The 13,012-nt window shown below is 48.4% G+C and carries 12 protein-coding genes and 1 riboswitch; of the genes, 6 read left to right on the top strand and 6 right to left on the bottom strand.

Annotated features, from left to right (window positions below):
• Positions 1-94 precede the first annotated feature (94 nt).
• The 3 genes from FS628_RS25045 to nfsA all read left to right on the top strand — a co-directional run bounded on the left by FS628_RS25045 (position 95) and on the right by nfsA (position 2,747).
• Positions 95-1,255 carry a YhgE/Pip domain-containing protein gene (locus tag FS628_RS25045; protein ID WP_145325682.1) on the top strand — a complete coding sequence of 387 codons (1,161 nt, stop codon included), beginning with the start codon at positions 95-97 and terminating at the stop codon, positions 1,253-1,255.
• A 156-nt stretch (positions 1,256-1,411) separates the two neighbouring features.
• Positions 1,412-2,011, top strand: a complete 600-nt coding sequence (locus FS628_RS25040) for a TetR family transcriptional regulator (RefSeq protein WP_145325681.1) — start codon at positions 1,412-1,414, stop codon at positions 2,009-2,011.
• On the top strand, positions 2,004-2,747 hold the full coding sequence (gene nfsA / locus FS628_RS25035) for an oxygen-insensitive NADPH nitroreductase (RefSeq protein WP_145325680.1): 744 nt from the start codon (positions 2,004-2,006) through the stop codon (positions 2,745-2,747). The genes FS628_RS25040 and nfsA overlap by 8 nt, the downstream gene beginning before the upstream one ends.
• A gap of 121 nt (positions 2,748-2,868) precedes the next feature.
• Here the strand turns inward: nfsA and FS628_RS25030 are convergent, their stop codons facing one another.
• The 5 genes from FS628_RS25030 to FS628_RS25010 form a co-directional block, all read right to left on the bottom strand.
• Positions 2,869-3,675, bottom strand: coding sequence for a TatD family hydrolase (locus tag FS628_RS25030; protein ID WP_260871181.1), 807 nt, complete (start codon positions 3,673-3,675; stop codon positions 2,869-2,871).
• Positions 3,676-3,780: 105 nt separating this feature from the next.
• On the bottom strand, positions 3,781-4,695 hold the full coding sequence (locus tag FS628_RS25025; protein WP_186327958.1) for an ABC transporter ATP-binding protein: 915 nt from the start codon (positions 4,693-4,695) through the stop codon (positions 3,781-3,783).
• Positions 4,696-4,840: 145 nt separating this feature from the next.
• Positions 4,841-5,599, bottom strand: coding sequence for an ABC transporter permease (locus FS628_RS25020; RefSeq protein WP_145325679.1), 759 nt, complete (start codon positions 5,597-5,599; stop codon positions 4,841-4,843).
• A complete protein-coding gene (locus FS628_RS25015; RefSeq protein WP_105601532.1) occupies positions 5,599-5,889 on the bottom strand; it encodes an MTH1187 family thiamine-binding protein in 291 nt (96 codons plus the stop codon). Before FS628_RS25015 ends, FS628_RS25020 begins: the two co-directional genes overlap by 1 nt.
• Before the next feature lie 222 nt (positions 5,890-6,111).
• Positions 6,112-7,152, bottom strand: coding sequence for an ABC transporter substrate-binding protein (locus FS628_RS25010; RefSeq protein WP_145325678.1), 1,041 nt, complete (start codon positions 7,150-7,152; stop codon positions 6,112-6,114).
• A gap of 220 nt (positions 7,153-7,372) precedes the next feature.
• Positions 7,373-7,485, bottom strand: a riboswitch (TPP riboswitch).
• A gap of 474 nt (positions 7,486-7,959) precedes the next feature.
• On the opposite strand from FS628_RS25010, the gene FS628_RS25000 reads away from it, so the two are divergent.
• Positions 7,960-9,249, top strand: coding sequence for a phospholipase D-like domain-containing protein (locus FS628_RS25000; RefSeq protein ID WP_222125290.1), 1,290 nt, complete (start codon positions 7,960-7,962; stop codon positions 9,247-9,249).
• 199 nt (positions 9,250-9,448) lie between these two features.
• On the top strand, positions 9,449-9,868 hold the full coding sequence (locus FS628_RS24995; protein WP_313958630.1) for a hypothetical protein: 420 nt from the start codon (positions 9,449-9,451) through the stop codon (positions 9,866-9,868).
• Positions 9,869-10,066: 198 nt separating this feature from the next.
• Here the strand turns inward: FS628_RS24995 and FS628_RS24990 are convergent, their stop codons facing one another.
• Entirely contained in the window at positions 10,067-11,302 is a 1,236-nt protein-coding gene (locus FS628_RS24990) for an MFS transporter (protein ID WP_145325675.1), read from the bottom strand.
• A gap of 388 nt (positions 11,303-11,690) precedes the next feature.
• Between FS628_RS24990 and serS the strand changes: the two genes are divergently transcribed.
• Complete coding sequence (gene serS / locus FS628_RS24985; protein WP_145325674.1) at positions 11,691-12,989, top strand: serine--tRNA ligase; 1,299 nt, start codon at positions 11,691-11,693, stop codon at positions 12,987-12,989.
• The last annotated feature ends 23 nt before the right edge of the window (positions 12,990-13,012 follow it).

Below are 13,012 nucleotides of genomic sequence, written 5' to 3'. Positions count from 1 at the left end.
TAGGGACATATTCACATAAAATTTAAACGATCGTTTGATTCAAACAACTGTTTAAATCAAATTTGAACTATTTGAGTAATGGAGGACACCTTTTATGTTACAGGCTTTACGTACATTGTTTAAAAAACCGCCAGTGATTGTAGGGATCGTAACAGCACTTATGTTCCAAGTGATCTTTAGCGTGATCTGGATGACCGCATATTCTGGAGTAAATGACCGTACGAAGGAATTGACGGTTGCGATTGTGAACGAGGACGGCGAAATGTCCAAAGGAATAGCGGATTCACTCGCAGGAACACTGCCTTTTCATACCATATCCAATCTGAGTGCGGCTGAAGCGTTGGACCAGCTGAATCATCACCAAGTACACATGGTGCTGGATATCCCGGCTGGATTTAACGAATTGCTTCAGACGGCCGGCTCCACCGCTGAGATTAAATACACCATTAATGAAGCGAACCCGGTTACGATTAAAAGTATGATGCAAGGTGTATCACAAAGTGTGACAAACACGATTAACAAACAAGCTACAGCACAAGGGGTACAGACCGTGTTGACCGCTTCAGGTGCGCCTGCGGATCAGGCTGCTGAAGCCGCTACGAACCTGACTACCCGAGTGGAAGGAACGACAACGTCCATCAATCCGGTTAACGGGATGAATAATCAGATGGTGCCAATGATGATGGTACTGGCTTCGTATGTAGGGGCGATGATCATGGGGATGAATCTCCAGACAGCGATGGGCATGTTGTCATCTACCTATTCCCGTTTGACTTTGTTTGGCGCGAGAGTAGTCATTAACGTGGGTTCTGCATTGGTCGTTTCCCTGCTGGGATCATCACTGATCGTGGCATTGGGCGGACAGATTGAACAAGGATTCGTCGCATTCTGGTTGTTCCAGGCGCTCTTCCTGTGCACGTTCATGTTCTTCTCCCAGTTCTTCCTGATCTGCTTTGGACCAGCAGGAAGTCTGTTCAACATCATCTCACTGTCCTTGCAACTGGTATCCTCCGGTGCCATGGTACCGCGTGAATTGCTGAACAGCTTCTATAGCGGCATTGGCCAGTACCTGCCTGCAACATACGCCGTTCAGGGTATTCTGAGCGTGCAGTTGGGAGGCCCAGGAGTACAATCCGCTGCGGGCTCCATCGTGATTGTACTGTTGGTTGCAGTTGCTTTATCATTGGTCGTGACATTGTTGAAAAAACAACGCATGCCAGCTATGGCTCCAAGCCCGGCTCAAGCAAACAACTAATACAGCAGATGTATACCATTGCTTCATAGGATAGGACAAGCACCCCGATGATTTTCATCGGGGTGCTTGGTGTAATATAATAGACAGATACAGTACCTGACTACAGCCCTTGAGCTGGAGCGGATGAAATGAACGGACAAGAGGGAGCGGGACGGAATGACGGAACCGGAATTGGATATCAAAACGAGGATATTGCTTGCAGCCAAGAAGCTTTTTGCACAGCAGGGGTATGACGGGACGAGTGTTCGTCAAATCTGTGATGAGGCGGGTGCGAACGTGTCACTGGTCTCATACCATTTTGGCGGCAAAGAAAAGGTGTTTGAAGCCTTATTTGAGCATTTTTTCCCTGGGCATATGATGAACTCGCTGGCGGAAGAGTCCATGTCCTCGCCTGTGGAAGGTATCCGACGAATTATTGGTGAAGTTGTGAAGTTCACGATGACGGATCGGGAGATGAGCGATATTGTGCAGCTTGAAATTACACTTCGTACACATCGCACAGCTACCGTATTTCGTTTCCTGGACCCTGTCTGGACCCGAGTGAGGGAGCTTCTGCAAGAAGGAAAGGACCAGGGATTGTTCCAGATCGAGTCCGTATCTTATGCGATGCTTCAGGTGATGGGTGTGGCTTTGGCACACAAACGGGCCAAGAACTCTCGATTTGGCTTTGATTATCAGGATATGAATACAGACGAGCTCGCTGAGCAGACGATTGAGTTCGTACTTCGAGGATTGGGAGTGAACAGCCATGAATGAAACCATTGAATTGATGATGAAGCACCGCTCTGTACGTAAATTCAAGCCAGACCCGGTGAGTGATGAGCAGCTTGCAGCCATCGTAGCGGCTGGGCAGATGGCTTCCTCTTCAAGTAGTGTGCAGGCCTATACCGTGATTGCTGTGTCTGACATAGAGCAGAAATCCAAGCTGGCTGAATTGGCAGGCAATCAGGCCTACGTCAATGAATGTCCGGTGTTTCTCGTATGGTGTGCTGACCTATATCGATTGAGTGATGCTGCGAAACGTCATCTTCCTGAAAAGGAATCGTATGCCGATTCAACCGAGAATTTCATGGTAGCCACGATTGATGCTGCACTGGCTTCCCAGAATGCCGCTCTTGCAGCGGAGTCACTCGGATTCGGAATCGTATATATTGGCGGGCTTCGTACCCGGATTGAGGAAGTCGCTGAGCTGTTGGGATTGCCGGAGGGGGTATATCCGGTGTATGGCATGTGTATTGGTGTTGCAGATCAGGAAACGGGAATTCGGCCACGTCTGCCACTGGATGCAGTTCTGCATCATAATCGCTATAATGCCGAGCAGAGCCTGCGAGGTGTTGAGCGCTACGATGAGACAACGACGGCGTACATGAAAGAACGGACCAACGGTGAAAGAACGACTCCATGGTCCGAACTGATGGCGAAGCGCCTGACTGAGCCGACAAGGTTGCAAGTGAGACCGTTTCTGGAAGGCAAAGGATTCTTGAAGCGATAAATTATATATGAATATTAGAAGTCAGTCGGGATCAAGCCGACTGGCTTCTTTGTGCTGAGCTGTAATGTGTTGTGCTGTATTGGCAGGACGAGCGAGTGTACTTGCTGCTACCTGATTGTACTCAAGTTAAGCCGTAGAAACGCTTTGTGTTCTGATAAAAGAGACGAGCTGCCCGTTCCGTTCCCATGCCGGTGATCTCACTCCATGCCTGAATGACCTGTCTGGTCATGGCCGGGTGTGTCATTCGTCCCTGGAACGGCCCTTCGAAGGGCCAAGGTCCGTCGGTCTCGGCCATGACTTGCTCCGATGGATATTGCCGGGCGAGTTCACGAATCTCTTCTTCGTAATGAATATCTGGCGTGAAAGAGATGAAATAGCCATTATCAGCCATGCGCCTTATGGTTTCGCGAGATCCCTTGAACCAGTGGAAATGGGCGCGTCGGAACTGATTTTGCTCCAGCAAATCACAGACGATATCCGCATCTTCGTATACCGCATGAAGGACAAGTGGTTTGTTGTGCTTTATGGCGAGCTGGATGAAACGTTCAAGCAACTCGATATACCCGCTCTGATCGAAGCGCTGCCCTGCCTGCTCCGCTTCCTGACGGTTGTAATAGGGGAGCCCGACTTCTCCTATGGCTGTAGCTTGTCCAATATGCTTCTCGATCCATTGGAAGAACAGGTCGATTTCTGCAGCGGAAGGCAGTTCCTGTTCCGGATGAAAACCGAAGGCCGGATAGATGGTGCGGGGGTGTTGCTTTGCAAGCTCCAGGTTGGCCTGGGCAGAAGCTAGATTCATGGATACCGCAATGACCGCTTCAACCTGCCGAGAAGGGAAAGTGAGCAGCATCTCACGTTGTTCGTCAGGGGTGTACTGATCCAAGTGAATATGAGCATCAATTAATGATGCAAAGGCTTGAGAATGCATGAGGGAATTCCTCCTTGTGTTCATATATATTTTAACGATGTTACGCAGAATTTCTTGAGGCGGATCACCCATTAAAGGAAAATAATAACTTAAAAACCCGCACTATCAAGATAGGCGGGCTTTCTGCTGTTCTTCTCTCATCCACTGTGCAATCTGCCGTTTACGTTCAAGGAATGCGGATTCTTCCGCAATTTCTTCTCGTCTTGGGCGATCAAAAGGAACATGCACCTCGTGCAACACCGTTGCAGGTCGGTTGGATAACACATAGACCCGATCCGCAAGCAGCAATGCTTCTTCGATATTGTGGGTGATGAACAGCACCGAGCGGCGGTTCTGCTCCCAGATATCGAGCAGCCAGCGCTGCATGTCGCTACGTGTCAATGCATCCAGCGCGCTGAAAGGTTCGTCCAGCAGCATGAGTTCCTGCGGACTGAGTAGGGCGCGCAGAAATGCAGCACGCTGCTGCATTCCGCCCGACAGCATATGAGGATAGGCTTGCTCGAACCCGGCAAGACCCACGCTTCTTAACCACTTCCGAGCCTCCGCAAGTGCTTCCGCACGAGGTGGAGCATTTGTAGCTACTTCACCAGCAAGCAGTACATTGTCTTCAATGGTACGCCAAGGGAAGAGAGCAGGCTGTTGTGGCATATAACTAATCTTGCCACGCTGTCCCGTTACATGCTGACCGTTCATAAGCACTTGGCCTTCCTGTGGCTTCAGCAGACCGCCGATGATATGGAACAGGGTGCTTTTGCCACAGCCGGATGGCCCAACGATAGCGACAAACTCGCCTTGCTTGACAGTCAGGGACAGGCCGTTCAGAACGGGTAGCCTGCTCCGCCGTTCGCGGAATGACGCATGAACGTCAACGACGTCCAGTGCAGGCGGAACCGGAGCAAGAGCATTAGCAGTATTGGCAGGTCGATTAGGGGTAGCCGGGTGGAGCTTTTCACCGTGATTTGGCTCCATTGCGCGTGCTCCTCGTCCAGGCTGGACTTGTTCGTCCTGTTGCCGATTCATATGATCATCACTTCCTAAATATACAGATTACATCTTCTTATTTAAATGTCGTCACAGCTTCACCTTGTGAAATGTGCATACGTGCTATTCACAACTGCTATGGCATCATTCCACTGTGTACTGCTTGGTATATCCACACGTTTTACTATCTCTTCTGTGGACGCCAGCGCACGAGCAGCTTCTCCAGCAGTGCAATGAGCAGGAAGAGCAGTAAGCTGAGCGCGACAATAATCATGATTGCCACGAATAGACGATCTGTGCGATAAGCTGACTTTTGCAGCATCATATAATAACCAATGCCCTTGTCTGCACCAATCCATTCGGCGATGATGGCACCCATCACGCTATAGGTAGCAGCGATTTTGACACCGGAGAATACTGATGGCAGCGCATGGGGAAGCTCCAGCTTCCAGAAGATATGACGACGCTTGGCACCAGCCATGCGCATATAGTTCATCATGGCCGCGTCAGTACGGGTCAAGCCGTCCATAGCCGCCACCGCAACGGGGAAGAAGCAGACCAGGATGATGGTAATCAGCTTGGGCAGCAGGCCGAATCCGAACCAGATTAACAGGAGCGGCGCCAGCGCGATGGTCGGGATATTTTGACTAAGAATAAGTAAAGGATACAGGGCCGACTTGAGAAAAGGAACCAAATGCAGCACCATCGCAATTAGCAATCCAACCGCTGTGCCAGCCGCGAATCCGATCAGGGTTAACTGAATGGTTGCGGAGGCGTGCATGCCAAGCCGTTCGGCCTGGGTTGCCGCTTCGCGGGCGATGTCGGACGGTGCAGGCAGCATCCATTTCTCAATATGGAACAGGGAAACGGCCCCCTGCCATATCGCTATAAAGAGAATAACCGCCACGAAGGGCGGCCATACGCTTTTGAAATAAGCATGCATTAGCGATATTTCTCCGTCAGGGTATCCATGCTGAAGCCAGTAGGGCTATGGGCGATTTTGATCTGGGAGATGATGCTTGGGCTGCCAGCCTCCACGAGTACCTCGTGCATTTTACGGACAACCTCCAACAGTTCCTCCAGTTCCCCCTCCATGGTGGTGTCGAGCGGGTTCACCTGATATTTCAGGCCGGATTGCTGAATAACTTCAATGGCGCGATCTACGTAAGGGTAAGAGTTCTCGCCATTTGGTGTTTTCGGAATAACTTGAATGCTAAGCAGTGTGCTTGCCATGATAGATCACGGCTCCTTTCGAAATATATAAAATGAACTAATGACTGTTACACTTGCCACTTCGATGACAGAATAACCTTCCAATCGCTGTTATCCCCAGATTTTTTGATTCCCTTCTCCAAAGGGAAAATCCGGTGATAAAGGCGACCGCTTCGCTTTTTCATGTTATTTCTGTCCTCTCCGTCCTCGTGTAAATATTAAGTTCGTTTTATATGAGAAATTTTATTGGGGTAAAAACTCGTTCGTATATGCCTTGCTCACATCGATCTGTTCATCCAGTAGTTTTTTGCTAAACATCCAGTCGGTGTAATTCTGCCATACTTCCTGTTTCTGTTCCCCCCAGCGAGGGGCGTCATCCGTGTACTTCGGACTGAGCCACTTCTGGCTTGCCAGTACCAATTCCTTGTCCAGATCCGGTACGGCCTTGATCAGAATGTTGGCTGCGTCTTCGGGATGATCAATCGCATATTGATACCCTTCGGAAGTGGCTTTCAGGAATGCTTTCACCAGTTCAGGATCGTTTTGGATCGTCTGCTCGTTCGTTACGAGGACAGGCGTGTAGTAATCTAATGCTTCTGAATAATCCTTCACATATAACATATCGATCGGTTCTCCGCGCAGTTCGGCTTCAATACCTGTCCAGGCGTAGAAAATCCACGCGAAATCAATGTCCCGTTTCACTGCGGTGAAAAAGTCGGCATCACCCATGTTAATATTTTTCACTTTGGATACATCGGCTCCGTCGCCTTCCATAATGGATTGCATCACGGCTTCTTCCACTGGGGAACCCCAACCGCCATAGGTTTTGCCTTCAAAGTCTTTCGGTGATTTGATATTCCGATCCGCCGGAGCAGCGAACCCGGATGTATTATGCTGAATAACTGCTGCGATGGATACCAATGGAACACCCTGTGTTCGGGCTTGAGTTACACTCTCCTGATAGCTTACGCCAAAAGGCACTTCATTGGAGGCAACCATTGTATCTGCGCCACCGGCACCTGGTTGTACAATTTCTACGTTCAAGCCCTCAGCCTTGTAAAAACCTTGATCTACAGCTGCATACAGGCCGGTATGATTCGTATTTGGTGTCCAGTCGAGCACCACTTTAATATCTTTCATGGCGGCAGTTTCACCTTCATTGCTGTTTTCGGTATTGCTGCTGCCGTTTTCTCCTGAAGGTGCAGCTTCTTTGCCGCCACATGCAGCCACAGCCACTAGTAGTACGCACAAGAGCATTAGGCCCATCATTTTACGCCATCTCATCTTCATTTCTCTCCTTCATGTTGTCCGGCCAGTGGCACGGGTACTCCTTGGCTTCATATCCAAGCTTCTTGCATAAATCGACAGATTTATACCAGCTATGATCCGGATAACGTCACTTTTTTTAGCTCTCTGGCTATATAAAAGAACATTAAAAAAGCGCCCCGTTAATCCGGGACGCGTGCAGGCGTTAGAGATGTGGCATTCAGCAAAGAGGCTGGGCCAATTCGATATACTCCGATTCCTACGCTGGCATGATCCAGATCAGGTCTAAGGGTCAGTATCTTGGTGGGATACACTCTCAGCCGGCCTATTCCGACTCCCCTGGGAAACTATGAAGTTACGGGCATTACTAGGTGTAATTATAGGCCAGAGGCCCATGCATGTCCAGTCAGGAACTGGATGGGGGCACGTATGAATTAATCAAAGAGGCCATTATACATGCATATAACGACCTCTCTAGATGTGTGATTTTTATCAATTATCGTGGCGAATCATATAAGGAAATCTGACTGAGTGCACAAACATCGGATTTCGGGTCATAGCCTACCTGTTTCTGAGTCGCTCCGAGCTGAGCTTTTGATCGTTTGACCTTGACCGGAGTCGCTTGATTAATTTAAACAACATAATTTAGATACAGAAGGAGATAGTACTGCTATACAAATAATTACTTTTTACATAAAAATGGGGGCGTACTGAATGATCCTTAAAACCATATTCGCAATTATTCTGTCCTATTGTGTCTACGTTTTTTTCACAGCTTACCTTTTATTTTTGGTTCCGTCTCCATCTACTATTGAAAGTACGGATATGCAAAAATCGTTAACAGCAGGAAGTACGACAGATCGCGTATTGCTCTTGGAGGACGGCTTTCAATCCGGTCAGGTGAGAATCCAGACCATTCGAGAGGCGAAAACAAGCATCGACCTGGCTTATTACTCCATCCAAAAAGGAAAAACATCTCAACTCTTTTTTGCTGCTTTATTCGATGCAGCTGATCGGGGTGTTCATGTTCGAATCATTTTAGACGGGATTTTTCACAACATGCGCGGAGAATTGCGTGATATTCCAGATGCCATTGCAGCTCACCCCAATGTGGAGTTAAGGTATTATGAACCACTCCACATATTTATGCCATGGACATGGCATAACCGTCTGCATGACAAGATCCTTCTTGTCGACAACACATATGGCATCATTGGCGGCCAAAATATTGGTGATAGATACATGGCATTGCAACCCCAAAAAGACTATGTATTCGATCGGGATGTCCTTGTTTACAATCCAAACCATAATACGAACAGCACGGTTGTTGAAATGAAAAAATATATAAATCGGTTATGGAACCATCCATTCACCAAACCAGAAAAACATGCAAAACGTCAGCATCATGCAAAGGGGTTAAAAGAGCTGGCTCGGCTGGCTCAGTTATATAAAAAAGCTTGGGCTCAGAGCGATCCTTTTGTTAAAGTGTTGCCGAAGGAATGGGCTCAAGGAGCTCTTCATTCCGACCACGTCGCTTTCATTCACAATCCAATCCAAAGGCTGTATAAAGATCCGACCATGTGGAGAGCATTTGTTCATTTTGCCAATCAAGCAAAGTCGAAAGTGTACCTTCAGACGCCATATGCCATTCCCACCAAGAAAATGAAGAAAGCAGTACATCTGTCGATGAATCCAAAAGCAGAATGGATCATGCTAACCAATTCAATTCAGCAGACCCCTAACCCTTTGGCTTTCGCGGGATACTTAAGCTCTAAGAAACGGTTGCTTGATACCAGTCTGGCCATTTATGAATACCAAGGCCCTTATTCCATACACGGCAAATCATTTGTCATGGATGATTACCTCAGCATGGTTGGTTCTTATAATCTTGATCCCAGATCCGCCTTTCTAAATACCGAATCTGCTGTGGTCATTTCTGGTTCTGCATTCGCCAACGAACTAACAGAGGCTATGGATATCAAACGTGCACATAGTACGCGTGTGAATAAAGGTGAGCATCCAGCAGAATCTACGAATCAGAAAGGCTCTGTTTTCAAACGAATGGCAATCACAGCTTTATCCAAACTGTCTTTTCTCTGGAAATTTCTGTTGTAGGAAAGAACCCACATTCTTTTGAGTTGAATTTTTGCGCTACTTTCACAAATTTTAATTGTTCACGGAATGTTCACTTATGTGGAGGGGTTCGTCATCTCTATAATTACGAAGGTAAACAGAGAGGATGAGAGAATTGCCAACAAGCAAGAAGGAACAAATTATTTTCGGATTAATGATGTGTATAGGAATGGTCGTCGTCATGATGACTTTCAATTTATGGCACAGTGGGTTACTCGGTAAGATGTCCCCGCTTGAGATACTGCTTCAATTCATAATGTGTTTTGTCATCGCGTTTCTGGTGGAGTCCTTCATTGTTGGACCTATAGCGAGAAAGATTGCCTTTTCCTTGCCCTTTGAAAAGTCCAACAAGATGCTGGGTGTGCTCGCCATGTCATTTGTCATGGTGATTGGCATGGTTCTGATCATGTCCTTGTATGGGATGGTTTCAGCATATCTGGCGGATCAATTAAATGGGGCATCTGTACTCCGTACGTACCTTCATACAATCGCTCGTAACTTCAGCCTGGGGCTTCCATATCAATTGATCATTTTGGGGCCCCTCGTGCGATATGTATTCGGTAAATTCATCAAGGATAACAGGCCTGTTGCCTGTTGTTAACAAAAGTGTGTGATGCAGCTGGGCCCACAGTATTTCCTGGGCAATCTTGTGCAACGCAAGCATTCGAGGTTATAGTGTGTGCTAGTCTCGTTAGAACAGAATAACACTACAAAAAAAGAAGTCCACCATCAGGTCATGAAGGTGGACATCTTGATATATTTAATAGGTAATCCTCAGGAAAGGATAAATACATAACTGTTAAGTCGCAGGATCGGCTATACGTTTGTTCTGCCATTGATACGTGATCACGCTAATGACAAGCAGGCCAACTGCAAAGATGGCAAGCATCCATGCAGATTGATTAACCTCCAGATGATCAAGACTCCATCCCGTGGTCAAAGGCAGAATAGCACCGCCGACCCCGCCTGAGGCAATCAAGATGCTTGGTGTGGATTCTTCTGTTCCAGGCAGCAGTTTACTAGCGAAGACAAGGGCAATGGAGAAGATGCCTGACATCGCAAGTCCAAGCAGTAAGATGATGAGAAATGCAGACCAGATTTGGTTTGTAAATGGGAATACCATTAACAAAAGAACAGACGCGAGACAACTGTACAGGACATACACGCGGTATTGGAATTTCTCTGCGATATATCCGGCGAAGAGTCGTCCGACAGACATGGCAATCCAGAAACAGGTGACGCTAAGAGCTGCTCCAGCTTCCTTCATGTTCATTTTCTCAATCAGGATCGCTGGCATGAAGTTCGCAAGACTCATCTCCGTGCCAACATACAGGAAGAAGAACAGGACGAATAGTACCAGAAGAGTCAGGTTACGGCCACGATAGGTTGGACCGGGTGTGCTGACTGCTGCGGAATGCAGTTCACCTGATGTCCGGGCAGTGTGAGTATGTCCCGAAGCATCCACTGGCTTCCGTCGATCCAATACTTGATCCAGTTCACCGAATGATCCCTTCGCCCAGAAGACAAAGGTCAGCGCTGCACAGATCGCAACAACGAGAAAAGAGAGGCGCCAGTATCCGGCAGCAATCAGACCGCTGGCAATGAGCGGCATGACCATCGCCCCGATTCCGAATAACACTTCAAGTCGGCTCATGGCAACGGCCGTATTATCTTTGATAGCAGCGATGATAATCGTGCCAATGACAGCTTCAACCATTCCGAATCCGAAGCCGGCCGCGGGTGCGATGACGAACATCCAGCCCCAGGGTGGCAGCAGCATGTAGGCTAATTCTGCGATACAGAGCAGTGCTGTGGCGATTAACAGGCCTCCCCGTTTACCGAAGCGTCGGTTCAGCCATGGGGATAACAATACACCGCCCAGGAATCCGGCAAATTGAGCGAAGATCAGCGTCCCGCCCTGACTATAATCTTTGCCGTAATGTACAAGTGCAACCGGCAGAATGGAACCGAGCACAACGTGGGCAAGTCCAATAAGGAAATAGGATAGACATCCGATCCAAAGTAATTTTTTCATACAGAACTCCTTCTACTTATATACATAAATTGAGGATCACAATAAAGCGCAATCTTGGAGACAAAGTCTATCATAACAGGACATGTTAAGTTGTGCCATGAATTCCTGATAGATACAGAAGGTTGCAAATAGGTCCGGCGTTCGTATATACTGAGACACAACAATTACAGATCGGAACATGCCGTTGAAGAGCATCCAACTCGGAGGCGTTTTCGCCAGGGGAGCGATATTTCCCCAAGTTAACCGGAACCGCCCGTTATCGCGGACCAAGAGGCTGGAATCAGGATATCCTGATTCAGCAAGTTGGGTGGCACCGCGAGCAGAGCGCTCCTCGTCCCAAGGGATGAGGGCGCTCTTTGTATTTTTACAGCCAAAGGAGACGGTGACCATGTTGGAAATGAAGTGGATTCGGGCACATGCAGAAGAGGTTCAGGCGGCGGCAGACGGTAAAAAAATCAAGATCAACATTCGTACATTGTTAGAGCGGGATGAAGAACGCAGAACACTTTTGCAGGAATCAGAAGAAGGACGCAGGTTGCGCAATACGTTATCTGCGGACATTGGCAGGCTAATGCAGGCTGGTAAACGGGAACAGGCTGAGGGTTTGCGGACGCAAGTGAAGCAGCTCAATGCACAGTTGGAACAGGTGGAAGCCAAGCTTGCCCCTGTGCAGGAGGAAGTAACCAAGTTGCAATGGCTGGTGCCCAATATCGTATCTCCAGATACCCCCAATGGCTCGTCGGACGCAGATAATGTAGAGCTGCGACGTGTGGGAGAGTTACCAGCGTTCGAGTACGCTACCAAAGATCACGTAGAACTTGGGGAACTGCACGATCTGATCGATATTCCCCGTGGAGTGAAGATTGGCGGTACGCGAAGCTATATATTGAAAGGTGCTGGCCTATTATTGCATCGGGCAGTACAGCAACTTGCGCTGGATCTGTTACTGAAGCACGGGTTTACACCAATGGAGGTTCCCCTGATGGTCAGGGAGGATGCGCTGGTGAACACCGGATTCTTCCCAACCGGTCGAGATCAAGTCTACGAACTCGAAGGGGAGAACAAGTGGCTGGTGGGAACTTCTGAAGTGCCGCTGGTCTCGTATTATGCGGATGAGATTGTCGATGTTCAAGAGCCGGTGAAGCTGGCCGCGGTATCGACATGTTTCCGCAGTGAGGTTGGCTCTGGCGGACGTGATGTACGCGGATTGTATCGTGTGCACCAGTTTGCCAAAGTCGAGCAGGTCATTCTCTGTGCCCCTGATGCAGAAGAATCGGAGCGCATGTTGCAAGAGATTACGGGACACGCCGAGGAATTGCTGCAATTACTTGAACTGCCTTATCGTGTTGTGGCCGTGTGTACCGGAGATATGTCGCAGAAAACGTACAAACAGTACGACATCGAGACCTGGATGCCAAGCCGCGGTGCATATGGAGAAACCCATTCGTCGTCGAATTTGCATGATTTCCAGGCTCGCCGTTCGAATATTCGTTGCGTGGATGCCGAAGGCAAGTTGGCTTATTGTCATACGCTGAATAATACGGCGGTGGCGTCGCCGCGTATCTTGATTCCGTTGCTTGAGAATCATCAGCAGGAAGATGGAAGCATCCGCATTCCGGCAGCCCTGCGGCCCTATATGGGCGGTGCCGAGAGCTTGATTTTGCCAGAGCAGAATGAAGTGAAGTAGAGAGGTTAGGTAACGCCTATGGA

The organism is Paenibacillus xylanexedens, assembly GCF_007676705.1.
Taxonomy (GTDB): domain Bacteria; phylum Bacillota; class Bacilli; order Paenibacillales; family Paenibacillaceae; genus Paenibacillus; species Paenibacillus xylanexedens_C.
Note: the sequence above shows the minus strand (reverse complement) of the source record. Positions and strands in the feature narration are given on the sequence as shown.